Annotated in this window: 17 protein-coding genes; 5 read left to right on the forward strand and 12 right to left on the reverse strand. The window is 62.4% G+C overall.

Translation table 11 applies throughout. From position 1 onward, the window contains the following. Positions 1–3 precede the first annotated feature (3 nt). The 11 genes from menC to G8767_RS01725 all read right to left on the reverse strand — a co-directional run bounded on the left by menC (position 4) and on the right by G8767_RS01725 (position 16325). Positions 4–1137, reverse strand: coding sequence for an o-succinylbenzoate synthase (gene menC / locus G8767_RS01675; protein ID WP_095968553.1), 1134 nt, complete (start codon positions 1135–1137; stop codon positions 4–6). Continuing rightward, on the reverse strand, positions 1127–1948 hold the full coding sequence (locus G8767_RS01680) for a GNAT family N-acetyltransferase (protein ID WP_021345496.1): 822 nt from the start codon (positions 1946–1948) through the stop codon (positions 1127–1129). Before G8767_RS01680 ends, menC begins: the two co-directional genes overlap by 11 nt. Continuing rightward, complete coding sequence (locus G8767_RS01685) at positions 1926–3089, reverse strand: M20/M25/M40 family metallo-hydrolase (protein ID WP_166809160.1); 1164 nt, start codon at positions 3087–3089, stop codon at positions 1926–1928. The genes G8767_RS01680 and G8767_RS01685 overlap by 23 nt, the downstream gene beginning before the upstream one ends. Continuing rightward, complete coding sequence (locus G8767_RS01690; protein ID WP_166809161.1) at positions 3086–6445, reverse strand: serine hydrolase; 3360 nt, start codon at positions 6443–6445, stop codon at positions 3086–3088. Before G8767_RS01690 ends, G8767_RS01685 begins: the two co-directional genes overlap by 4 nt. Beyond that, positions 6442–7233, reverse strand: a complete 792-nt coding sequence (locus G8767_RS01695) for an ATP-binding cassette domain-containing protein (protein WP_003940215.1) — start codon at positions 7231–7233, stop codon at positions 6442–6444. The genes G8767_RS01690 and G8767_RS01695 overlap by 4 nt, the downstream gene beginning before the upstream one ends. After that, positions 7230–9110, reverse strand: coding sequence for a dipeptide/oligopeptide/nickel ABC transporter permease/ATP-binding protein (locus G8767_RS01700; RefSeq protein ID WP_235170262.1), 1881 nt, complete (start codon positions 9108–9110; stop codon positions 7230–7232). The genes G8767_RS01695 and G8767_RS01700 overlap by 4 nt, the downstream gene beginning before the upstream one ends. Position 9111: 1 nt before the next feature. Then, positions 9112–10125 (reverse strand): ABC transporter permease, encoded by a 1014-nt coding sequence (locus G8767_RS01705; protein ID WP_095968556.1) that lies wholly within the window; start codon positions 10123–10125, stop codon positions 9112–9114. Between the two features lie 61 nt (positions 10126–10186). Continuing rightward, positions 10187–11788: an ABC transporter substrate-binding protein gene (locus tag G8767_RS01710; RefSeq protein WP_166809162.1), complete on the reverse strand. Its 1602-nt coding sequence runs from the start codon at positions 11786–11788 to the stop codon at positions 10187–10189. 227 nt (positions 11789–12015) lie between these two features. Next, positions 12016–13614: an ABC transporter substrate-binding protein gene (locus G8767_RS01715; RefSeq protein ID WP_166809163.1), complete on the reverse strand. Its 1599-nt coding sequence runs from the start codon at positions 13612–13614 to the stop codon at positions 12016–12018. 145 nt (positions 13615–13759) lie between these two features. Further along, positions 13760–15361 (reverse strand): helix-turn-helix domain-containing protein, encoded by a 1602-nt coding sequence (locus G8767_RS01720; RefSeq protein WP_166809164.1) that lies wholly within the window; start codon positions 15359–15361, stop codon positions 13760–13762. Positions 15362–15410: 49 nt separating this feature from the next. After that, positions 15411–16325: an SDR family NAD(P)-dependent oxidoreductase gene (locus G8767_RS01725; protein ID WP_166809165.1), complete on the reverse strand. Its 915-nt coding sequence runs from the start codon at positions 16323–16325 to the stop codon at positions 15411–15413. A 100-nt stretch (positions 16326–16425) separates the two neighbouring features. Here G8767_RS01725 and G8767_RS01730 point away from each other — a divergent pair, with 100 nt between their 5' ends. Both G8767_RS01730 and G8767_RS01735 read left to right on the forward strand, forming a co-directional pair. Beyond that, positions 16426–17043, forward strand: coding sequence for a TetR/AcrR family transcriptional regulator (locus G8767_RS01730; RefSeq protein WP_166809166.1), 618 nt, complete (start codon positions 16426–16428; stop codon positions 17041–17043). 302 nt (positions 17044–17345) lie between these two features. Next, positions 17346–18497: a magnesium and cobalt transport protein CorA gene (locus G8767_RS01735; protein WP_007731382.1), complete on the forward strand. Its 1152-nt coding sequence runs from the start codon at positions 17346–17348 to the stop codon at positions 18495–18497. Between the two features lie 88 nt (positions 18498–18585). On the opposite strand, the gene G8767_RS01740 is transcribed toward G8767_RS01735, so the two are convergent. Further along, complete coding sequence (locus G8767_RS01740) at positions 18586–19203, reverse strand: hypothetical protein (protein ID WP_019745226.1); 618 nt, start codon at positions 19201–19203, stop codon at positions 18586–18588. A 109-nt stretch (positions 19204–19312) separates the two neighbouring features. Here G8767_RS01740 and G8767_RS01745 point away from each other — a divergent pair, with 109 nt between their 5' ends. The 3 genes from G8767_RS01745 to G8767_RS01755 all read left to right on the forward strand — a co-directional run bounded on the left by G8767_RS01745 (position 19313) and on the right by G8767_RS01755 (position 21993). Beyond that, positions 19313–20359: an ATP-dependent DNA ligase gene (locus G8767_RS01745; protein WP_039973226.1), complete on the forward strand. Its 1047-nt coding sequence runs from the start codon at positions 19313–19315 to the stop codon at positions 20357–20359. Further along, positions 20359–21399, forward strand: coding sequence for a non-homologous end-joining DNA ligase (ligD, locus tag G8767_RS01750; protein WP_166809167.1), 1041 nt, complete (start codon positions 20359–20361; stop codon positions 21397–21399). Before G8767_RS01745 ends, ligD begins: the two co-directional genes overlap by 1 nt. A gap of 78 nt (positions 21400–21477) precedes the next feature. Then, the gene (locus G8767_RS01755; protein WP_095968562.1) at positions 21478–21993 is read left to right on the forward strand and encodes a DUF6764 family protein; all 516 of its coding nucleotides are present in this window, start codon (positions 21478–21480) and stop codon (positions 21991–21993) included. Positions 21994–22013: the final 20 nt, after the last annotated feature.

Genomic DNA, 22013 nt, shown 5'->3' on the forward strand with positions numbered 1-22013 from the left:
AACCTACAGAATCTCGGTTCCGACGGTGAAGCGCTCCATGACGTCTTCACGCGGAGTCACACCGAAGCCCGGTCCCTGCGGCACGGAGATGTGGCCGTCCTCGATGACAAACGGTTCGGTGATGTCTTCCTTGTAGAAGCGATCGGACGCCGAGATGTCACCGGGCAGTGTGAAGCCGTCCAGTGCTGCGAGTGCGGCGTTGGCGGCGCGTCCGATTCCGGTCTCGAGCATCCCGCCGCACCACACCGCGATACCGTGCGCCGAGGCGAGATCATGGATCCGCTTGGCTTCCAGGTATCCACCGACACGGCTCGGCTTGATGTTGATGACCGAAGCGGCACCGAGCGTGATGGCATCCGCTGCATCCTTGGCCGACTCGACCGACTCGTCGAGGCAGATCGGAGTCGAGAGAGACTGGGCGAGCTTGGCGTGCTGCACCAAATCGTCCTCGGCCAGCGGCTGTTCGATGAGGAGCAGTGCAAATTCGTCCAGGCGACGCAGCAACTGTGCGTCGACGAGGGTGTACGCGGCGTTCGCATCGACCTGTAGGGGCACGTCGTAGCCGAACTCCTTGCGCACCGCCGCCACGGGAGCGATGTCCCAGCCCGGCTTGATCTTCAGTTTGATTCGCACGTATCCCTGCGACAGATAGTTGCCGACGGTCTCGAGCAACTGCGGAATGCTGTCCTGGATGCCGACGGATACTCCCGAGGGAACTCGTGTGCGCGTTGCACCGAGGTATCGAGCGAAAGATTGTCCACGAGCGCGCAATTCGGCGTCGAGGATTGCCATTTCGATGGCCGACTTGGACATCTGGTGACCCACGATGTGGTGAAGCACGCTGCCGACGGTCTCGGCGGTGAGCGGCTGATCCGACTGCGACTTACGCAGCGTCGGAACGAGATACTCGCGAAGCATCGCGCGCGCACCGGCGGTGTACTCCGAGTTGTAGTACGGATCGCTCAGCGAGCCGCACTCGCCCCAGCCGACAGTCTCCACCGGGCCATTGGGGCCGTCGGTGGTGCCACTCACCTTCAGGACGAGGGTGTTGCGCTCGAGTTGTGTGCTGAACGACGTGGTGAAGGGGGAGACGAGAGGGATGCGCAGTTCGCGCAATTCGACGGACTCAATGTGCATGGACTTGCTCTTCTCCGGTTGTCTCGCAGATTTTCGTGAACATGTAATAGCCGCTGGGGTCGAAGCCGGTCGATTGCCATTCCTTCGAGGCGATCAGTGGTTCGAGGTACTCGCGAAGCGCGTGTCGCCAGGCGAAGGCAGAAGCGCGGTCGACGGTTCTCAGATGCTCTATGTCTCTGGGTATTCCGACCGCGATGTCGACGCAGTCGGGTGGGATCGGGAGCATCCGAGGCGTCCCGTCTTCGGTGGGTTGGAGCACTTTGAATGTATCATCAACGGCCACAGAAGAACTCGGAGCTCCGTCGGCGTCGAGATCCCAGCTGACCAGCATGCGGTCGCTGGCGTCGCCGGCGTTGATGCCATCTGCCATCGATCCGTAGAAATCCGGGTTGTATTCGGCGGGTTCGGCACCGAGACGCTGGATGTTGAAGTAGGCATTTCGTGCGACGAGTGGATCGAAGGTCCACCGGATCGTCCTGACGCCGCGCTCGATGCACCAGTCACGCTGATGATGCTTGAGAGCGCGGCCGATTCCCTTGCCTGCATGCCCGGGTAGAACTCCGGCGATGTGTGAGTGCAGGACCTCGCCGAGAGGCTCGACGAAGAATCCGACGCAACCTCCGATCATTTCGCCTTCAGAGAAGGCTCCCACCACGTAATGACCACCGTGGTGAAGCGCAACCAACATCGCCGTTCCGAAATGAGCCGGTCCGGGACTTGTAGCCCAGATCTCGTCGAAAACGGCAGACAGATCAGCTATTTCGCGGGTGTCGACCAGTTCTCGAAACTCAACCGCTTTGCTTTTCGACACGAGGGCCCCCTTCAGACGTGATCGAACGAATAAGGCCCGCAACCAACGCCGTTCTCGGGGCGATAGCGGACACGAGCGCATGCTCGGTCTCGGCGTGTGCACCGCCGCCGACGCCACCGAGGCCGTCGAGGGTGGGGATGCCGATGCCGGCAGTGAAGTTTCCGTCCGAGGCTCCGCCGACGGCGAGTCCGACGGGAGGAGTCAGATCATGCTCGAGCGCAACGCGTTCCGCCAACTCCAGCAACGGTGCGGACATCGTCGCTTCGAGAGGTGGACGGTTGACGCCACCCGAGACCGTGACTACGGCTTCGGGGTGGATTGTCTGCAGGGCTCGGATGTTCGAATCGACGCGCTCCTGCTCGGCAGCGCTGGTTGCGCGTACGTCCACGTCGACAAAGGCTTCTGCCGGAACGGTATTGGTTGTGGTGCCGGCTGAAATGACGGTCGGGGTGACAGTGGTTGCCTGCGCCGGCGAAGACAAGTCGTTGATCGCGATCACGAGGCGAGCCAGTTCGACTGCGGAGTTGATGCCCTTTTCCGGCTCCAACCCGGCGTGCGCTGCGCGACCGGCAACATGGATCCGATACAGCGACACTCCCTTGCGGACGGTCTTGAGTTCGCCACCGTCGCCGCCGGCTTCGAGGACGAGCACCGCGCCTGCGGCAAGTTCCTCGATGAGGGTTCGCGACGTGGGTGAACCGATTTCTTCGTCACCGGTGACCAGGAGTGTGATTCCGTCGAGTGCATCGTCGCCGTGCAACTCCCGGACGATCGACAGGGCGTGAATTGCCTGAACTACACCAAGTTTCATGTCGAGACCACCCGGACCCCGAAGGGCTCCGTCGGTCACCGCTGCGGGTAGGCGCGTCAGGGTGCCGATCGGCCACACGGTGTCGTGATGACCGAGGAGCATCAACCGCGTCGGGGAATCACCGAAGCGGGTCACCAGGTGGGTTCGGCCTTCCGTCACTATCGACTCCGGTGTGACGCCGAGTCGTTCGTGGACAAGGTCTGACGTCCATTTCGCGCTGCGTGCAACAGCTTCGAGATCGTGCGACGGCGACTCGACTTCGATGAGCGCGATGGCATCCTCGAGGATCTGAGGAAGTTGGCGCTCGGCCAGATCGCGGAGAATGGTCATCGGTTGTTCACTCGCGGATACGCGCGGCTTCCGACGTGTAGCAATTGTGTACTCCCGGTGTCGGAGAAAGTGATCCGGATCCAACCCGCTGATTGCGGTAGTTGGGTCGCGAATACTCCAGGGTGAACTTCGATCAGGCTGAGAGAGATGGACTCTGCGCTTTCGGCGTTGATCGAAGGGTCGATGTGATCGGTGCGGCGGGCGGTCAGGGAACCGCCGGTCCTCTCCAGGACGAAATCGGCTGCAGCATCGCGGTACAGACCGCACAGTGCATCGAGTTCCTCAGGTGAGGATGTGGTGCGGGTGTGAGGGTCTCCAGGCGAAAATGCCGGTGTCACGGCGACGCCGCCGATGGAACCGATCACTTCGGCGAGAAGGTCGCCCGAGAGTGCGTCCATTGCACCGCCGTTGGCCATCAGGACTACGGCAATGCCGCAGGAGGGGACCACCCTCAAGAAGGACTGCTGTCCGAGAGTTCCGCCGTTGTGGCCATGCGCCACCACTCCGTCCCAATTGTGCAGTAGCCACGTGGTTCCCATGATGTCTGCAGACGACACGTCACCGATCTGGCGGCGCTCCTCGAGCATCGCCAGATGCGTGGAACGCTGAAGCAGAATCGGATCCTCGCGCATCGAATCCTGCGCGAACAGGAGTAGATCTTCGGCTGTGCTGTTGATGAGGCCGGCCGGGCCCATCGAGCGAGGGATGAGGAATTGTGGTGTCTGCGCGAGATTGTCGCCACCGCCGACGTGCCCGACTGCAGCGCGGTGCAGCGCCGTCTCCTCAGGCAGGGTCGTGGTCTTGGCCAGGCCGAGCGGCTCGATGATTCGCTCGCGCAGAACCGCATCCCAACTCTTGCCTCGGAGAACCTCGATGATTCGTCCGGCGATCACGAAGCCGGTGTTGCAGTACGACCAATCGGTGCCGGGTGCGAAGAGTTGCACCGTCGACTTCAGGGCAGCAACGTAACGCTCGACGCAGTCGTCGCCGCGGCCGCCATCGATGAAGACGTCACCGTCGATGCCGCTGGTGTGAGTCAACAGTTGACGCGTCGTGACTGTTGCAGTGGCTACCGCATCGTCGACTGCGAAGTCCGGCAGTATGTTCCGAACAGGTGCATCGAGGTCGAGCAACCCTTCCTCCACGAGTTGCATGATCAGCGTGGCCGTCCAGACCTTGCTGATCGAACCCATCTGGAACAACGTGTCGGGAGTCGCCGCGACCCCCGTGCGGGTGCTGACGGCACCGGAGGTGACCACGGTGCGGTCGAAACCGCTGCGGGTAGTGGTCAGAATTCCCAGCGAGGCACCAGGTACCCCGTATTTCGCACTCAGGGTGTCGAGTCGGTACTGCCAGTAGTCGGGATCGACCGTGGTCAGTGTCGGGGTAGGGGAGAGGTGGCGTTCGATCCAGTCGACGAGACGAGTGCCGTAGCCCAGACGGTGGGACGGCCGACCCGTCAGCACGAAGGCATGCGACGCGTCCGGGAAGACCACCAGCTCGGTCGGGGTGCCGGCCAAACGCAGTCCACCGAACCACTGTTCTGCCTGGTTGACCGGGCAGCGGACGTCGCTGCCGCCGTGAAGAATCAGCGTCGGTGTCGTCACCTGGGAGACTCGCCCCAGCGGCGAAAGTTCCTGTACCCGAGATGACTGCGGGTCGAATTCGACCGTCTGTAGCAAAATGCCCTCGTCCGAGGGGCCGGCCGTATTCGCGATGTCGCAAACGAGGCCACCGGCGACTGCGACGGCAAACCGATCGGTGACGGACGTCAGGGCGCACGTCGTGAATCCGCCATAGCTGTAGCCCGTGAGCACCAGTTGCTTCGGATCGGCTACCCCTTCGGCGACAAGGGTTTCGACCGGTTCGAGCAGGTCTGCACGATCCGCCTCGCCCCAGCCGTCCCGCACACCGTCGAAGAAGTCGTTTCCGTAGCCGTCACTTCCACGCGGATTGATCATCAAGACCGTGTATCCGAGCGCAACCAATTCCGCGTGGTACGCGTGCATGAGGGTGGGGGTACCGGTCCAGGCATTATGCGGCCCACCATGGACGTCCAGGACCAGTGGTCCGGTGCCCGTGAGGTTCGGGTCGCGCAGGATCCAACCCTGAACTCGGGTGCCGTCGCTGATGTCGAACCAACGCTCGGTGGCGACGGGAAACGCGACGGAAGTTGTCAGTTCCGTGTTCAATTCGGTGACGATCTCGACGGCGCGAGTCTCGAGATCGATGACGGCGACCTCACCGAAGGACGTCGCCGTTGCCAGCGCGACGACGGCCCGCCCGGATACCAAGGCCAGGCCGGAGACCACTGTCTGCTCTCCGATGAGAAGTGGTGAGACGGAGCCTGATCCGAAATCCACCTTGTGCAGTTCGGTGGAGCCGTGGTTGCGGATGCAGAAGACGATGTTGCCGTCCGCGGTGAAACTCGGTGCGCCACCGGGATAACCGGTCCCGCTAGGCATGACGTTTCGGTCGAGTTCGGACGTCAGGCTGCGGTCTTCCATTCGCTGGTCGCGATGCAGGACGAGAAGTTCGCTGTTGTGAATGATCGGCGTGTGCCAACCGACTGCTACGACGGCGTCGCCGGCCGGTGTCCACGCAAGTGGTCCGGCGATCCCGCGTGCGTGCCCCAACATCCGCGGAGCGGCGGCGAGATCAGTCAGCGACACGGTCCAGGCGGAACTCGCCCGCGTCAGATCGGCGTCGCCGTCCATCGCTGCGGTGAAGGCCAGCTCAGTGCCGTCGGGACTGTACGCGGGATGCGAAGCGTCCCAATCGCCGTCCGTCAGTTGCCGTAGCGACCCGGCGGCCAGATCGAACTCGAACAGGTGCGCCCGAACGCTGCCCCGGACACCGGATCCGTCGACCTTGTAGTTGAGGCGTTTCGCCACCAAGAGGTGTGACGATCCGGCGGCAGTGCGGTCGACCGGAGCGCTGAAGGCGATTCGAGCGCCGTCGGGAGAGAACACCGGTGCCCCAGCACCGAGCGGGAGTTGTTCCGCGGTGGTCATCTGAACGGCGGGCCCACCGCCGGCATCGACCTTCCACAGTTGTGGTGTGCCCGAGGAATCCGGCCGCACGAAGACCAACAGCGTGGAAACGGGATGCCACGCCGGCGAGGTGTCGGCAGGACCTACCGTGAGCTGTAGTTGCGGGGAAGCCAACCAGATCGAGTGCTCGTTGGTATCTGCGCCCGGGTTCGACTCCGTACGTACGTATGCAATGCGTCCCGACGCCGATACAGCGATGCCGGTTGGTGTGACCACTGATGCGTAATCGTGGATTCGTGCCGAACGACGTTCTTCGGCACGGGGTACGGCAGCAGGGGATTCGAGAGTAGTCGGTGTTGTCATTGGAACATCGGCTCCCCGAAGGTCGGGATCGCGGACAACAGCTTTGCCGTGTACGGCTCCTTGGGCGAATCGATCACGTCGAGAACCGGCCCGTGTTCGACGATCTCGCCGCCGAGCATGACTGCGACGTGGTCACAGACATAGCGGATCACCGCAAGGTTGTGACTGACGAACAGAACTGTCAGACCTAGTTGCTTCTGCAGATCCACCAAGAGATTCAGAACCGCGCCCTGTACGGATACGTCGAGTGCAGAGGTGATTTCGTCGGCAAGCAGAACTGCCGGTGCGGCTGCCAATGCCCGTGCGAGGGCAACGCGTTGGCGCTGACCACCAGACAACGACGACGGGTATTCGTGCGCCTTCTCCACCGGCAGTTGGACGGTGGTGAGGAGTCGGGCCACCTCGGCAGCGCGGTCGCCGCGGCTGCGGCGAGCTTTGTCACGACGCTCGGTGGACCGCAGAGCCTCGGCGAGTGACTGGCCGATGGTCATTCGTGGGTCGAGGCACGAGTACGGATCTTGGAAGACCATCTGGATCCGGTGGCGCAGACGAGCCGTCGCGCCGCGGGCGTGAGCGACGTCCACACCGTCGAGAAGGATCTGGCCGGAACTGGGCTCGGCCAGGCCGACAGTTGCTCGCGCCAGTGTCGACTTTCCGGAACCCGATTCACCGACGAGCCCGACCACCGATCCGGAGGGGATGTCGAGATTGATGTTCTTGACGGCGTGGAATTTTTTCGAACCGCTACCGAGGTGGACGTTGACGTCACGGAATTCGAGCCTGCTCATCGGATCTCCTCTGCAACAGCCAACAGTTCTTCCAACTCGATGTCGGCGGTGCTCTCCTCGGCGTCGAGGCTTTCCACCTGCCAGGCTTCGTCGACGGTGGCAAGCGGCTTGTCGCGATCTGTGCTCATGGTGGGGACCGCGGCGATCAGCGCGCGGGTGTACGGATGCTTTGCACGACCGGCAATCAGATCGTCGACTGCGATGTCTTCGACGATTTCGCCGGCAAACATGACCAGGACACGGGTGCACATGCCGGTGATGACGGCCATGTCGTGCGAGATGAGAAGGATTGCGGCGCCGGTTTCTTCGCGAACCTCGTGGAGCAGCCCGAGGACCTCACGCTGAACGGTCACGTCGAGCGCAGTGGTGGGTTCGTCCGCGATGATCAGAGCGGGCTTGCCCATCAGACCCATAGCGATCATCGCGCGCTGACGCATACCGCCGGAGAACTCGTGGGGGTACTGCTTCGCACGCCTGGGCGCGTCGGGGATCTTGACGGCGTTCAGTCGCTCGACTGCCGCCTTCTTCGCGTCGGCCTTGCTCATACCTTCGTGGAGCCAACCGATCTCGGCGACCTGGTATCCGACCTTGAGAGACGGATTCATGGACGACATCGGATCCTGGAACACCATCGCCATACGTGTGCCGAGTTGGCGGGCAACCTTGCGCGAAGCCGCGTTGTCCGGCCGCTTCCCGTCCTTCATCAGCACGGTGCCGTCGAACTCGATGAGCCCGGCGTCGACCACGGTGGGATGGTCGGTCAGCTGCGCGATTGCCATGCAACTCAGTGACTTTCCGGAGCCGGATTCACCGACGATGCCCACGGTTTCGCCGCGATGAACTGTAAAACTGATGTTGTCGACGGGGCGACGCCAGTCGTCACCCGCGGGGACTGCGACGGACATGTTGCGGACGGTGAGAACTGCGTCCTCGTCGCTGGGTGCCGAATCGGCCTGGGCAGTTTTCCGGTTGATCGGCTTCCACTTCGGCAGGCGACTGCTGATCGGGCTGCGAACTCCCGAGCCGCGAGCAATGGCCTCGCCGAGCAGCGTGAAGGTCAAGCCGGCGAGCACGACGGCGATGCCGGGGGCAAGTGCGGTGGCCGGGTTGACGAAGATCTTCGACAGACCTTCGTTGAGCATCCGGCCCCAGTCGAATGCAGGCGGCTGAATGCCCAAGCCGAGGAACGAGAGTCCGGCGAAGACCACGAGGCCGCTGCCGACAGCGATGCTGGCATTGACGATGAGTGGTTCACGGATATTGGGGAGAATGTGGCGGAACAGCAACCCGGGCTTGGTGACCCCGAGGATGCGTGCTGCGTCGATGAAGTCACGTCCGTTGACCGACGAAGCCAGTGCGTACGTCAACCTCGCGAACGGCGAGGCCAGGGCAAGACCGATGGCGATCACCGCGCTGCCCGCACCCTGTCCGAGAACTACCAACAGGAAGATCGCGAGGAGCAGCCCGGGGAATGCGATGGCGAAGTTGAGGAATGCCACAACCATGCGTCCGACCCAGCGGGGAGCGAGCGTCGGGAGCGTACCGAGTATCAGGCCAATTGTGACACCGAGTGCGACGGCTCCGAGAGCCATGAGCACCGACAGTCTCGCGGCGGTCATCGTGCGGGCGAAGACGTCACGCCCGCCGGCGTCGGTGCCGAAGATGTGCTCGGAACTCGGTCCCTGAGACAGTGCCTTCGGGTTGGCTGCGACAGCGGCGTCACCCCAGATCATCGGTCCGAAGATGACGAGGGCGATCAGAGCGGTCAGGAAGGTGAGGGCCAGGATTCCCAGTGGGGTGCGGAACGTTCCGACGATCCAGTGTCGTCGCGGGGGCGTCTTGGGGGCCGCAGTGGGGGCCGTAGGTGAGGTGCTCAACTCAGTTCTCCCGAATTGTGGATCGTGGGTCGATGAGAGCGAGCACCACGTCGACGATGAAATTGATGAGAAGGACGATGGCGCCGTAGATCACGACCAGTGTCTGGGCGAGCGGGTAGTCCTTCTCGGTGATGGACTTGACCAGCGCCATGCCCATGCCGGGCCAGGCGAAGATGCTCTCGATGAGCACGGTGCCGGCAATCAGACCACCAAGGAGGAGTCCGGCGAGCGTCAGCGTCGACGTCATGAGGTTGGGCATTGCATGACGGAAGTAGATTCGTGCCACAGTCATTCGCTTGGCGCGCGCCGTACGGATGTAGTCCATGTCCAACACGCCGAGCGCCTCTGCACGGACGATGCGCGACATCGAGGCGATGGCACCGATCGACATGGCCGCGACCGGAAGGATGTAACTTTCCGGTCCACCGCGGCCGGCGACGGGCAGAACAGGGAACGTGACGGCAAAGAGGTAGACCAGCGCCGTGCCGAACATGAACTCGGGGATCACGGCGATGGTGCCCGACGTTGCGGTGTAACCGATCTCGACTCCGCGTCGTCGGCCGTTGCGGGTCAGTGCAGCGAAGATGAGGCCGATCGGAATGCCCAACAGCAGCACCGTGACGACTGTGAGTACAGCCAGTTCGAGTGTTGCCGGGAGGCGGGACGCGATCACCTCGAAGACCGGAGTCCTCAAGGTGATCGAGTCACCGGGATTCCCGCTCAGCAATCCGCCGACGAATCGGAAGTACTGCTGCCACAAGGGAAGGTCGTAACCGAGCTGAGACCTCGTTGTCTCGACCAGTTCGACCGGTGCGTTCATTCCCAGAGCCAACCGAACCGGGTCGCCCGGAATCAGTTGGAGCATCAGGAACGCCGCAGTCACCAGCGCCCAGAGTGAAATCACGAAGGTGCCGAAACGACGCAGAAGATATGCGGGCCAGCTGTCGGACTCGAGCCACTTTGCTCGAGCCTGAGGCGCCGCTTCTGGTTTCGCGGCTTCAATAGTTTGACTCATGGGCTGTCTTTCCGGAGGGCGGGATGCTGGGGCGGGAAGATATTCAGAGTGGGCGGGCGACCTACTGGTAGAGGCGCAACGCAGAACCGTTGAGCGACTTACCGAATGAGAGTCCAGCCTTGTTGAAGTACACGTTCATAACTGAATCCGAGAACGGCACAGCGGAGATCGTCTTGGTGAGCTCCGACTCGGCGTCGGCCCAAGCGTCGCAAGCGTCGCTACCGGTCAGACCGGAAGCCTTGGTGGCTGCTGCTTCGTACGCGGGGTTGCTTGTCGACCCGAAGTTCTTGCCTGCAGCGGGAACCGGACCGGTGAAGTAGGCGGTGAAGGTGCTGGGGAGCGAGGAGTTGATCTGGACCCAGGCGATGTCCCAGGCAGAGTTGTCCTTGCCGCTCAGGATGACGTCGATGATCTTGTTCGAGTCGCCGCCGATCACCTCGACGTTTGCGCCGAGTTCGGACCACGCCGACTGAGCGAGTTCTGCTGCTGCGTTGCGCGGATCGTCTGTGCCGTCGTACACGAGACGGAGATTGAGCGGCTTTCCGTCCTTGCTTCGCTTGCCGTCAGAACCAGCGGTCCAACCTGCAGCGTCCAGTGTTGCCTTGGCGGCAGTGAGATCGAAGTCCGGAATGTTGCCTGCGACGGAGTCGTAGACGCAGGCGCGCGGTTCGACGGCGACGAGACTGGTTGCCCGGACTCCGTGTCCGGCAGTGATGACTTGAGTGAGGTCGTCGAGATTGACCGCCTGGATCAGGGCCTTGCGCACTGCGGGATCGCTGGTGGGATTACTCGCGATCTGGTTGAAGTACATCTGACCGGAAGGCAGCGGACGGCCGACCGAGTCCAGATTGGCTGCCGCGACGCGGTCCTTGTCCGGACCGGCGATCGGAGCTGCATTGAGTTCACCCGAGAGAAGCTGGTTGGCGGCGGTGCTCACGTTCGGCGACATCGCGGCGATGACCGTCTTGGGGACACCCGGGGTGTCGGAGGTCGTGTCGTCGGGGCCCCAGTTGTAGCCCTCGCGACGCTGGAACGTGTAGTGATCGTTGGCGGCGACTTCGGTGACTTCGAACATGCCGGTGCCGAGCGACTTCTTGTTCGACGCTGTCGGATCTTTCAACCCGGCCTCGCACAGGATCGGCAGGCGACCGACGTTGAGAAGCAGGAAGGGACTCGGCGCCGGAGTGGTGACCGTGACGGTGCGCGCTGCAGCGTCGGCGGTTGCAGTGGCACCGGTCGGCACGGAGGACCCGCGCAACTGTGAACCGTTGTCCGGATTGGCCACGAAGTTGATGTTGTCCGCGACGGTCTGGGAAGTCAGCGTGGATCCGTCGGTACAGGTCACCCCTTCGCGGATGGTGAAGGACGCAGAGGTCGGGGTCTCTTCCCACTTCTCGGCCAACCACGGTCCGACTTCACTGGTATCGGGATCCTGGTAGACGAGGTAGTCATAGGCCAAACGCGACAACTCTGCGGTCGCCGACGCTGCCGACATGATCGGGTTGAGTGCACCGGGGTCGGCCTGCAGAGCGAAACGGAAGGTTCCGTCCGTGGCCGGTTCACCGCCACTGGCGCCCGAGGACGTGCCTCCCGAGCCACAGGCAGACAACACGAGCGTGAGCCCTGCGGCTGCTGCAAGTGTTGGGTAGAAGCGGTGTTTCATGGTGCCTCCGTGATGGAGCAGGGGCCCGAGCGAAAAACGTGAGGGCGCGGTTGAGTGTTGACTGCTAAATCTTGGCGTATGACGTGACGCGCATCTCTGTCGATCCTCACGAAAATCGGGTCGATTTTCGTCCGCTCCCACGAAAACCGGCGGGATCAGTGAATACCTGTCCGTATACCGACAGCGACCGGCGAAACAGAACGATTTCCCCGGTCGCTACCGGTGGTCTACTGGTACAGGCGCAGGGCCGAACCGATGAAATTGCGGCCGAATGCAAGACCCGCATTGTTGAAGTAGAGAGTCGTGATCTTGTCGGCAAAAGGTACCGCCGAGTTTGCTTTGATGATTTCGGATTCGGCGTCTGCCCAAGCGGCACAAGCGTCCTCGCCTGTCAGCCCGGAAGCCTTTTCGACGGCTGCGTCGTAGGCCGGGTTGGAGATCGACGCAAAATTCATTCCCGCAGCGGGCACCGGACCGGAGAGGAAGGGGACCAGCATGCTGGGCAGCGCGACGTTGATCGGCTCCCATGCGACATCCCACGCCGTGTTGTCCTTGCCGCTGAGTGCTACATCGAGAATCTTGTTCGAGTCTCCACTGGTGAGTTCAACGGTGGCGCCCAGGTTGTTCCACGCATTGACCGCGACGTCGGCGGCAGCATCGGTCGCGTCACCGAACGTCTCGTAGACCATCCGAATTCGGAGCGGTGTGCCGTCCTTGCTGCGCTTACCGTCCGCGCCGGCCTTCCAGCCCGCAGACTCGAGAGTTGCTGCGGCTGCACTGGTATCGAAGTCCGGCAGGTTTCCGGCGACAGAGTCGTAGATGCAGGCCCGCGGTTCGATGGACACCATCGTGGTCGATCGGGTTCCGCGACCGGCCGTGAAGATCTCGGCGAGGTCGTCGAGATTGAGAGCCTGGACCAGAGCCTTGCGTACGGCAGGATCGCTCGTCGGATTGCCAGGACTGTGGTTGAAGAACATCTCGCCCGCCGGAGCAGGCTGCTTGACGGTATCCAGGTTCGCGGCGTTCATGCGATCCTGATCGGGGCCGGAAACCGCTGCGGCATTCAGATCACCGGACAACACCTGGTTGGCCGCTGTGCTGTTGTTCGTGATGATGGATGCGACGACATTCTTGGGTACTCCGGCAGTATCGGAGGTAGTGCCGTCCGGTCCCCAGTTGTATCCGTCGCGCCGAACGTAGGAGTAATGATCGTTGGCGACTGCCTCGGTCATCTGGAACATGCCCGACCCGAAGGTCGTCTTGTTTGCCGCCGTCGGATCCTTCAACCCGGCCTCGCACATGATCGGTATTCGCGCCAGGTTGAGAAGCAGGAACGGAGAGGGCTCCGGAGTTGTGACCGTTACTGTCCGGGTCGCCGGGTCGGCGGTGGCGCTCGCGGTAGCCGGGGCGTACACCCCGCGGAGAGCGGATTTGTTTGCTGCGTTGGTGATGAAATTGACGTTGTCCGCGACCGTCTGGGCAGTCAGAGCGGATCCGTCGTTACACGTAACGCCGTCGCGAATGGTGAAGGACGCGGAAGTGGTTGTCTCTTCCCATTTTTCGGCGAGCCACGGCTTGGTGACACCGGTATCGGGGTCCGGGTGGACCAGATAGTCGTAGCTCAGACGTGCCAGTTGGTGCGCCGGCGATGCGGCGGTCATCAGCGGATTCAGAGCGCCGGGGTCGGCCACGAGAGCCAATTTGAAGGTGCCGTCCGTGACGGGTTCACCCCCACCCGAACCCGACGAGCCACCCGATGAGCATGCGCTCAGGGCAAGAACGGTGCCAGTTGCCGCAGCCAGTAGTGCGTAGGACCGTTGTTTCATGGTGCCTCCGGAAGGTGTAGTCCCGCCCCGAGTGACGCGAGGTCTGTCGGGTCAGGAGCAAAAGTCGATTGCTTGAATCTTCACCCAACAAAAGATGGAGAACATCGTCCGGATTTACGAATGTTTCGTGAGATTTGGTAGATCGCTACAACGCTGTCGGATAGAAGAGACGAAGCTGGAGCATCAGGCTGAATCGAGTTTCCGGATCGTCGAGATCGATTCCGGCAATCCCGGCAAGCTTCTTGAGGCGGTATCGAAACGTGTTGACGTGGATGTGAACCAACGACGCGGCCGCCGGAATGTCGCCGAACGTGTCGAGCCAGGCGCGGAGGGTGTCGACGAGGTTGATGTCGTGAGTGCGGTCGTACTCACGCAGTACCGCGAGCGGTCCCGACGCGGTCTCGTCCTCGTCCGCCAGGGCGTCGGAGAGGCGCAATAGCAGGGAATTGATCTGCACGTCGTCGGCGCGCGCGACGGTCCGGCCCGAGGAATTCCACGTCGACCTCAGAACGCGAAGCGCTCGGTCGGCTTCGTCGCGTGACTTCTCCAGCGTCATCACGTCGGCCACTGTCGCACCTATTCCGATGACCACCGACTTTTCCGAACGGGAACGGTCTGCAAACTCCGACGCGATCCGACGCACGTAGTCGTCGTCGGTCTGGTGCCGGGTGTGTGGAATGACGGCGTAGACGGTGCCGCCGATCGCTGCCGCCACCGACAGCGGAAATACTTGGTGGAGGTAGGTATTGAGTGTCAGGGCCAGTTGATCGACGTCGGCTTCGGCCTCCAACGATGCGCCGGCGCCGCTACGGAAGCCGGCTGCAAGCACGTTTGCCTTCGAACGGCCGTACCCCAGACGCTCGGCCGCTTCCTTGGCCGAAGTGCCGCCACTCAGTAGCGTGATCACCTCGCCCAACCTCAGTCGTCGTGCGGAATCGGCTGCCAGCTTGGCGCGAAGCAAACTCATCGCGGCTACGCCCGCCGCCTCGACGAGCGTTTTGACCTGCAATTCGTTCGGCTCCTCGTCCAAGATCACCCAGATCGAACCGAGGATCTGGGATGCCGCATGTATTCGCATGCCGACTCGGGGCCTGATGCCTGGCCCGATACCCGGTAGAAATACCGGCAGGGTGGAGCCGTAGATCTTGTTGAAGTACCCCATCGACCGGAGTCGGTCGGAATAGTGCTGCGGCACTTGATGTCCGAGGACGCTCTGCTTACGTGCCTCGTCACCGAAGGCTTGATCTGCCGAGAACGCGAGGATCCGGCTCGACTGATTCTCGATGGTGACCGGGCCGTTCAGTACCTGAGCGATCGAGTTGGCAAGATCGAACAGGTCGGCGTCGGCGGCCGACGTGTGGTCCCCGTTGTTGCCGGATTCGAGGATCTCGTTGATCAGCGACGCACTTTGCAGCCAACTTGCATCCTTGACCATTCCAAGTAGTGCGACATCGGCTTCGGCGACCGCCCGTGCGACGCTTTCGTCGACAGCCAATGGCTCCCTGACGATCAGCGCGACGGCTCCGGCCGAACCGTATTCTTTTACTGCAGTGGCAATGTCGGCCGACCCGGCGAGTCCTGCGCCGAGCACGACGGCGCCCGCACTGTCCTGCGTAACTCCGGACCCTTCGTGCAGGGTCACTCGGCTGACAGTGCGGGCGTCGTCGACGGTGTCGCCTCCGCTGAGGAACGTCATTCCCAGTCTGTCGACGATGTCGACGATCGAAACTCCCGTGGGTGTGGTCACCACCACACCTTAGGGGGAGCCGGATCGATCAGTTGGCTGGTTGCCCTGCTCAGGTGGTCGGCTGCTCGGCTACAGCTTTCTCGACGAACCGGCGGGTCTGATCGAACGCCGCGGGCACCTGGACGGAATTGGTCATGTCACTGATCTCGGACCACCGTTCGGCGACGACCTCGGGGGAGAGTGCGCCTTCGGGGATGTACACGCCCTGCGACTCTTCCATGCGAGCGATCGCGAAGACGCCGGCGCCGGCGCTGAGGATGGTCTTGGTCGGTGCGTCATCGGAGACCATGAACAGTGCGCCGGGTGAAATCGATTCGGGTGCAAGCAGAGCGAGAGTCTTCTCGTCGAGGAGGTCTTCGGTCATGCGGGTCGCGGCGGTCGGCGCCAGCGAGTTGACGCGGATGCCCTTGCGTTCACCCTCGATGGCGAGAACGTTCATCAGGCCGACGACGCCGGACTTCGCGGCGCCGTAGTTTGCCTGGCCGAAGTTGCCGTAAATTCCCGATGCCGACGTGGTCATGAGGATGCGTCCGTAGTTCTGTTCGACCATGTGCGGCCAGACTGCCTTCGAACAGATGACGGAACCCATCAGATGCACGTCGATGACTTTGCGGAAGTCGTCGAGCTCGGCCTTGATGAACGACTTGTCGCGCAGGATTCCGGCGTTGTTGATGAGGATGTCCACGCGGCCCCACTTGTCCACAGCCGTCGCGACCATGGCGGCAACGGCGTCGACGTCGGTGATGTCGCAGTGGTCCGCGATCGCTTCGCCGCCCAGCTCGACGATCTCTGCCACTACTTTGGCTGCCGCAGTATCGGCGCCGCCGCTGCCGTTGACCGAACCACCCATGTCATTGACGACTACGCGAGCGCCGCGCGCGGCGAGGGCCAATGCGTGCGAACGGCCGAGTCCGCCGCCTGCGCCCGTGATGATCGCTACCTTGCCGGAAAAATCCAACGACATTGGAAAACCTCTCTGATCTGGGATACTACTCAGTATTACTATGCGATAGCGTGGAAACAGTCAAGGGCCGGCAGGCAGTGTGAATGGGAGTGGAAGTCGAATGAGTAGTGATCTTCCGGACGTGCGATCCGCGATCATCACGAGCGCCGCCGACGCCTTTGCCGAAGATGGTTACGCGGCCACGACTGTCGATCTACTGGCCGATCGAATCGGTGCCACCAAAGGTCTTGTCTACTACCACTTCCGTTCGAAGTTCGACATCTACCTGGCAATCTACGAGCGCGGGATGAGCCTGCTCCGCGCCGAAGTCGAGTCTCGAATGGACGGCGCAGACAGCGGCCTCGCGCGTCTCGAATCGATGTCGCACGCCCACCTGGTCAATCTCATGACACATCTCGGGTACCACCACACGATCCACCAAGGTGTCCGGGGCCAGATGAACTCCGCGCTCAAGCCGAGGCAACAGCAAGTCCTCGTGGAACTGAATTCGCTGCGGCTCGACTACGAGAATCTGTTCGTCGACGTGATGACCGAAGGCGTCGCGGATGGCTCCATTCGCGTGAGCTCACCTCGGATGGCGGCAAAAGTACTCCTCAGCAGTCTCAACGGCATCGACCTCTGGTACCGAAGGCGCGAAGGGCAGACGTTGGCGGAGACGGAGTCGTTGGCGGACGAGATCGTCGAACTGTTGATCGGCGGATTGCGCGCCGCGAGCTGACTGAAAGCTGCATTCACCGAGCGGGATTCCTTCGGCAGGCTCGCGCGGTCCTGCGGCTTGTCGTTCGGTTTGTCGTGCCCTGGCAGTCGGGGTAGCATGTTGGCGTCGTGCGCGGACTTGCGCGGGAATTCAGGGAAGAGGAGGTGTGGCTGTAATGCGTGGCCAACCTCCGAGTACCAACTGAAGCTGTAGCCGCCCGGGTTGATCCGGTATTTTGCTGCAGCTTCATCGTGTGTTCATCGGCTTCGGCTTTGCTGTGAAGCAAGCGTCGTCGTTCACTCTTCCCTCGAAAGCTGTTCAGCATGCGCGAATTTCGTCGTTCACGTTCGGTACTGCCACGTCGTTCTGCGGGTCTCGGTGACTCTCATCCCGGGCACTCGCGTGCCGCACGCACCGTCGTCAAGGCTGCCCCGCCCGAGGCGGTGGCGCCCGTCGAATCGACCGTCGTCAACAGCGGCGTGTACCGCGACGGCGAGCGGATAGCGTCACCGTCCACCCTGGCGGAAGCACTGTCATGCCTTCCTGATTCGCAGTCGATGGCGTGGATCGGGATGTACCGGCCCGACGACGCCCAGTTGTATGCCGCTGCACAACATTTCGACCTCCACGAACTGGCGGTCGAGGATGCGATTGTCGCGCACCAGCGCCCCAAGCTCGAGCGCTACGGCAAGACGCTGTTCGTGGTCCTGCGTGCTGCGCGGTACCGCGACGAGACCGAGCGGGTCGAATTCGGCGAGTTGCACATCTTCTGTGGTCCGAACTTCATTCTGACCGTCCGTCACAGTGAATCGCCGGATCTCTCGGCGGTGCGGACTCGCATGGAGAACGATCCTGACCTGTTGCGGTTGGGTACCGAGGCCGTTCTCTACGCCATTCTCGACGCAGTCGTCGACGGGTACGCCCCGGTGGTGGCCGGCCTGCAGAACGACATCGACGAGATCGAAACCGAAGTGTTCAGTGGCGATCCCGGAGTTTCGCGCCGCATCTACGAACTGACCCGTGAGGTGATCGAATTCCAGCGGGCGACTCGTCCGCTGCTGGGGATGCTGCGTGGGTTGTCGGCAGGGTTCGACAAGTACCACACGGACGAAGAACTCCAGCGGTACCTCCGCGACGTCACCGACCATGCGACGACGGTGGTGGAGCGGGCCGACGGATTTCGTCAGTTGCTCGGAAACATCCTCACGGTGAACGCAACTCTGGTGTCGCAGAACCAGAACGAGGAGATGCGCAATCTGACGCAGGCGAGTTACGCGCAGAACGAGGAGATCAAGAAGGTCTCGGCGTGGGCGGCAATTCTCTTCGCGCCGACGCTCATCGGAACCGTGTACGGGATGAACTTCGACGACATGCCGGAACTGCACTGGCACTTGGGCTATCCGTTTGCGCTCTCGATGATGTTCTTGACGTGTGGAAGTCTCTACACGATCTTCAAACGTCGGGGCTGGTTGTAGAAACCGCCGGCTGTAGAAAGCGCTGTGCGCCTTGCCAACCGAGATCGGTTGGCAAGGCGCACAGGTGTTTTTCGGGAGGGCGCTCGAATCAGAGCGTTGCGACGCAGACCGTGAACTTACGTTCCGGGTGCTCGAATCCCGAGTCTGCCCCCGAACCGCATTCGTCGATCGACGTGGAGTTCTGCAGGATTTCGACGACCTCGACTACATTGGTGCCGCTGGTATCCGAGCATTCGATGCGGGCGGGCTCATCCATTCCGCTGCCGAGGTCCATGCATCCGCCGACTACCCAGTCGACGTCGAGACAGACAGCGCCCTGCTCGTCACCCGCGAGGGTCTCGTAGTAGTACGAGTCGACATCGGAGGCACACTGGTCGGAGGTGGGAACCTTGGCGACCACCTTGTAGTTGGAATCCTTGCTACCGCAGTCCGCGTTGTCGATTTCCGCGGCCGTCGTGGTACCGCCGAGTTTGACGCAATCACCGATCGACACGTCGATGTCGACGTCGCCGCCGTCGTCGGAGCCCTCCTGGCCGGTGATCTTCGAGGTGGTCGGGGCCGCGGAGGTAGTGGTCGAATCGGCAACCGAGGAAGACGATTCCGCAATGGCTTTCGGCTCGATGTCGGAACCGCAACCGACGGTGAAGGCGGCGATTGCAGAAGTTGCGATCACCGCAGTGCAAAGTCGCCGGACGATTCCGGACATAAGGACCCCTTTGTTGATTCTTGGATAATTCTGTTGGTTCGTAGATTGTTCGGGACCTATTCCAATACATCGGTAGTCGAATTGCCAACCGGACTGTCAGTATGGGTAGGTGGAGCTACCCCTGATGCCGCCGCTTGCCCCGATGCTCGCGAAGGCTGCGGCCACTGTGCCGCCTCAGCCCGAGTCCGGTGACCCGACGTGGTCGTACGAGCCGAAATGGGACGGATTTCGAGCAATCATCTTTCGTGATGGTGACGAAGTGGTACTCGGGTCGCGAGGAGGAAAGGACTTGGCGCGGTACTTTCCCGAGGCGGTGGAAGCCGTCAAGTCTGAATTGCCCGAAAAATGTGTGGTGGACGGAGAACTGGTGGTTCCCCGTGAGATCGACGGTGTGACGCGCCTGAGTTGGGAAGCGCTCTCCGAGCGGATTCATCCCGCCGCGAGTCGCGTCGCATTGTTGTCGGAACAGACGCCCGCGCAATTTGTCGGGTTCGATTTACTGGCGCTCGGGGATCGCGACGTCTCGATCGAGGACTTCGGTGTGCGACGTGCGTTGCTCCTCGATTGCGTCGGTGGCGGGCCGAGTTGCCACGTCACTGCAGCGACGGCCGACAGCGCCGAAGCAATGGCCTGGTTCGAGACCTTCGAAGGCGCGGGTCTCGACGGGGTTGTCGCCAAGAAGCTGGCGGGACCGTACCTGCCGAACAAACGCGAGATGATCAAGGTGAAACACGCCAGGACCGCGGATGTCGTACTGCTGGGCTACCGTCCCCACAAGAGCCAGCCGGGTATCGGGTCGATGCTTCTTGGTCTGTACGACGGTTCCGAATTGAAGATGGTCGGTGGCGCTTCTGCTTTCACCGCGGCGCGGCGGATCGAGTTGTTGGCCGAACTCGAACCGTTGCGCCTCGGGGACGACGTAGTGGCCGAGGGGGAGGCCAGCCGGTGGAGATCGGCCGCAGACCGCTCCTGGATTCCGCTTCGTCCTGAGCGGGTGCTCGAAGTGGCGTACGACCAGATGGAAGGGGAACGCTTTCGACACGCCGCGCGGTTCCTGCGCTGGCGTCCGGACAGGGTGCCCGACGAATGCACATTCGATCAGTTGGAGGTTCCGGTGCGATACGACTTCGCGGATGTACTTGCAGGCGGTAAGTGATGGCGAGCCCGGCAGAGGAACTGGACGTCGACGGGATCGCGGTCCGGTTGTCGAGCCCGGACAAGATCTACTATCCGCAGTTGGGTGAGGACGGCGGAACCAAGCGGCATCTTGTCGAGTACTACCGAACAGTGGCACTGCAGGGTGCAGCGTTGCGGGCGCTCCGAGATCGGCCCACACATCTTCAGCGGTTCCCCGACGGCATCGAGGGCGAAGAGGTCTACCAGAAGCGGCTGCCGGCGAAGCGGCCAGAGCACGTCGAATCCTGCGAGGTCACGTTCCCGTCGGGTCGCAAGGCCGACGTCCTTCGAGTGTGCAGTGCTGCGAACATCGTGTGGGCTGCCAATCTCGGTACCGTCACGTTTCATCCGTGGGCCGTGCGGTGCCCGGACACCGACCATCCGGACGAGCTCCGCATCGATCTCGATCCGCAACCGGGGACCGGGTTCGACGAGGCCGTAGCGATCGCGGACGAAGTCCTTCGTCCGCTACTCGACGAGCTGGGATTGGAAGGATTCCCCAAGACTTCCGGTGGCCGAGGCCTTCACGTCTACATCCCGCTCGAAGCGCGCTGGGATTTTGTCGAGGTCCGTCACGCGGGTATCGCGCTTGCCCGCGAAGTCGAGCGTCGTAGTGGCGACCGTGCCACCACGGCATGGTGGAAGGAAGAGCGGGGGGAGCGAATCTTCATCGATTTCAATCAGAATGCCCGCGACCGGACCATCGCGGCGGCGTACTCAGCCCGTAAGACTCCGATCGCGACAGTGTCGACGCCGGTGACCTGGGACGAACTGCGCGACGTGCATCCGGACGACTGCACCATTGCCACGGTTCCCGGCCTGCTCGCCGACCGTGGTGATCCGATGGAAGCGATGCACGACAAGGCCTTTGCCCTCGACGTTCTGCTGGAGATGTGGGAGAAGGATCTGGCGGCAGGACTGGGCGATCTGCCGTACCCCCCGAACTATCCCAAAATGCCCGGTGAACCCAAACGTGTTCAACCGAGCAAGGACCGAGATAGGAAGAACAAAGACGGGTAGCGTCAGAGGCGGACATATCGGGTAATTCGATTAGACGTCGAATGTACGGTCACGTCGAATGCACTGTGGGGGTTGGATATGGATCGCCGGAAACAGCGAGCAGCAGGTTTGGCGGCGGGCGGCATCGTTCTGGCCGCCTTCGGATTGTCTCTCGGTAGCGGAACGGCCTCTGCTGCGACGTTGGATTGTTCGGCGCGCGGCCAGGATCAGACGATCGTCGACGGGTCATCCGCATGCCGAGCGGTGGCCGATCCCTCCAGTTATGCGATTTCGCACGTGGAGGGTGACGGCGTCGGCGTCGCAGATTCACGCGACGGCGGCAGGTCTGCAGGTGTTGGACTCTTCGGGGGCGTCGCTGCGGCCGAGTCGCGCGGTGGAGTGCTTGCTGCCATTGCGTACGGCCCGGGTTCGCTCGCACTCGGCCGCACCGATTCCTCACCCTTTGCCGTGGTGCTCAGCGGACCAGGAGGCAGAGCGGCGGTGGGTGACGCGGACGTCGGAGCCATCTGCTCAGGCGGACCCACCCTTGTTTTCAACATTGCCACAGGTCAGGGATGTTTCAGTGACGGCACTTCGACGTGGGTCACCCCGTGAGTGCACCCCGGTCCTGAACC

The sequence above is a fragment of the Rhodococcus sp. IC4_135 genome (assembly GCF_011602025.1).
GTDB classification, from domain to species: Bacteria; Actinomycetota; Actinomycetes; order Mycobacteriales; family Mycobacteriaceae; genus Rhodococcus_F; species Rhodococcus_F baikonurensis.